Source organism: Oceanobacillus sp. CF4.6 (assembly GCF_051262635.1).
GTDB lineage: Bacteria > Bacillota > Bacilli > Bacillales > Amphibacillaceae > Oceanobacillus.
In genome coordinates this window covers 1-2,602 of sequence record NZ_JBIMEX010000027.1, presented here as the reverse complement: position 1 = coordinate 2,602, position 2,602 = coordinate 1, and the positions used below count along the sequence as shown (strand labels likewise).

1 rRNA gene is annotated in these 2,602 nt (G+C 52.3%); it reads left to right on the top strand.

The features are described from left to right. A 23S ribosomal RNA gene (locus ACHABU_RS20595) occupies positions 1-2,602 on the top strand; the annotation flags it as partial.

Genomic DNA, 2,602 nt, shown 5'->3' with positions numbered 1-2,602 from the left:
ACGGAGTTACAAAGAAATTCTTTAGACGAATCGATCTGGAAAGGTCAGCCATAGCGGGTAACAGCCCTGTAGTCAAAAGAGAATTTTCTCCGGAGTGTATCCTGAGTACGGCGGAACACGAGAAATTCCGTCGGAATCCGGGAGGACCATCTCCCAAGGCTAAATACTACCTAGTGACCGATAGTGAACCAGTACCGTGAGGGAAAGGTGAAAAGCACCCCGGAAGGGGAGTGAAATAGATCCTGAAACCGTGTGCCTACAAGTAGTCGAAGCCCGTTAATGGGTGACGGCGTACCTTTTGTAGAATGGACCGGCGAGTTACGATCGTATGCAAGGTTAAGTGGAAGACACGGAGCCGCAGCGAAAGCGAGTCTGAATAGGGCGAATTAGTATGCGGTCGTAGACCCGAAACCGTGTGATCTACCCATGTCCAGGGTGAAGGTCAGGTAACACTGACTGGAGGCCCGAACCCACGTATGTTGAAAAATGCGGGGATGAGGTGTGGGTAGGGGTGAAATGCCAATCGAACACGGAGATAGCTGGTTCTCTCCGAAATAGCTTTAGGGCTAGCCTCAAAGAATAGAGTACTGGAGGTAGAGCACTGATTGGACTAGGGGCCCTTACCGGGTTACCGAATTCAGTCAAACTCCGAATGCCAGTTACTTAGCTTTGGGAGTCAGACTATGGGTGATAAGGTTCATAGTCGAAAGGGAAACAGCCCAGACCGCCAGCTAAGGTCCCAAAGTATACGTTAAGTGGAAAAGGATGTGGAGTTGCTCAGACAACCAGGATGTTGGCTTAGAAGCAGCCATCATTTAAAGAGTGCGTAATAGCTCACTGGTCGAGTGACTCTGCGCCGAAAATGTACCGGGGCTAAACGTATCACCGAAGCTGCGGATTGTTCTTACGAACAATGGTAGGAGAGCGTTCTAAGTGCTGTGAAGTCAGACCGTGAGGACTGGTGGAGCGCTTAGAAGTGAGAATGCCGGTATGAGTAGCGAAAAAAGAGTGAGAATCTCTTTCACCGAATGCCTAAGGTTTCCTGAGGAAGGCTCGTCCTCTCAGGGTTAGTCGGGACCTAAGCCGAGGCCGAAAGGCGTAGGCGATGGACAACAGGTAGATATTCCTGTACCACCTCATGATTGTTTGAGCGATGGGGGGACGCAGAAGGATAAGGAATGCGCACTGATGGATATGTGCGCCCAAGCAGTGAGAAAGTCAGATAGGCAAATCCGTCTGGCAATTTCAAGCTGTGATGGGGAGGGAAATTTAGTACCGAAGTTCCGGATTTCACACTGCCAAGAAAAGCCTCTAGTTAGATCATAGGTGCCCGTACCGCAAACCGACACAGGTAGGCGAGGAGAGAATCCTAAGGTGAGCGGGAGAACTCTCGTTAAGGAACTCGGCAAAATAACCCCGTAACTTCGGGAGAAGGGGTGCTCCTTTTTAGGAGGAGCCGCAGTGAATAGGCCCAAGCGACTGTTTAGCAAAAACACAGGTCTCTGCGAAGCCGAAAGGCGAAGTATAGGGGCTGACACCTGCCCGGTGCTGGAAGGTTAAGGGGAAGAGTTAGCTGCAAAGCGAAGCTTAGAACCGAAGCCCCAGTAAACGGCGGCCGTAACTATAACGGTCCTAAGGTAGCGAAATTCCTTGTCGGGTAAGTTCCGACCCGCACGAAAGGTGCAACGACTTGGGCACTGTCTCAACGAGAGACCCGGTGAAATTATACTATGCGTGAAGATGCGCATTACCCGCGACAGGACGGAAAGACCCCGTGGAGCTTTACTGTAGCCTGATATTGACTGTTTGTGCAGCTTGTACAGGATAGGTGGGAGCCTTAGAAGCGTGAGCGCTAGCTTACGTGGAGGCACCCGTGGGATACCACCCTAGCTGTATGAACATTCTAACCCAGGACCGTGATCCGGTTCGGAGACAGTGTCAGGCGGGCAGTTTGACTGGGGCGGTCGCCTCCTAAAGAGTAACGGAGGCGCCCAAAGGTTCCCTCAGAATGGTTGGAAATCATTCGAAGAGTGTAAAGGCAGAAGGGAGCTTGACTGCGAGACCTACAAGTCGAGCAGGGACGAAAGTCGGGCTTAGTGATCCGGTGGTTCCGCATGGAAGGGCCATCGCTCAACGGATAAAAGCTACCCCGGGGATAACAGGCTTATCTCCCCCAAGAGTTCACATCGACGGGGAGGTTTGGCACCTCGATGTCGGCTCATCGCATCCTGGGGCTGTAGTCGGTCCCAAGGGTTGGGCTGTTCGCCCATTAAAGCGGTACGCGAGCTGGGTTCAGAACGTCGTGAGACAGTTCGGTCCCTATCCGTCGTGGGCGTTGGAAGTTTGCGAGGAGCTGTCCTTAGTACGAGAGGACCGGGATGGACACACCGCTGGTGTACCAGTTGTTCCGCCAGGAGCATAGCTGGGTAGCTACGTGTGGAAAGGATAAGTGCTGAAAGCATCTAAGCATGAAGCCCCCCTCAAGATGAGACTTCCCATCACTTCGAGTGAGTAAGATCCCTCAGAGACGATGAGGTTGATAGGTTCGAGGTGGAAGCGTGGTGACACGTGGAGCTGACGGATACTAATAGATCGAGGACTT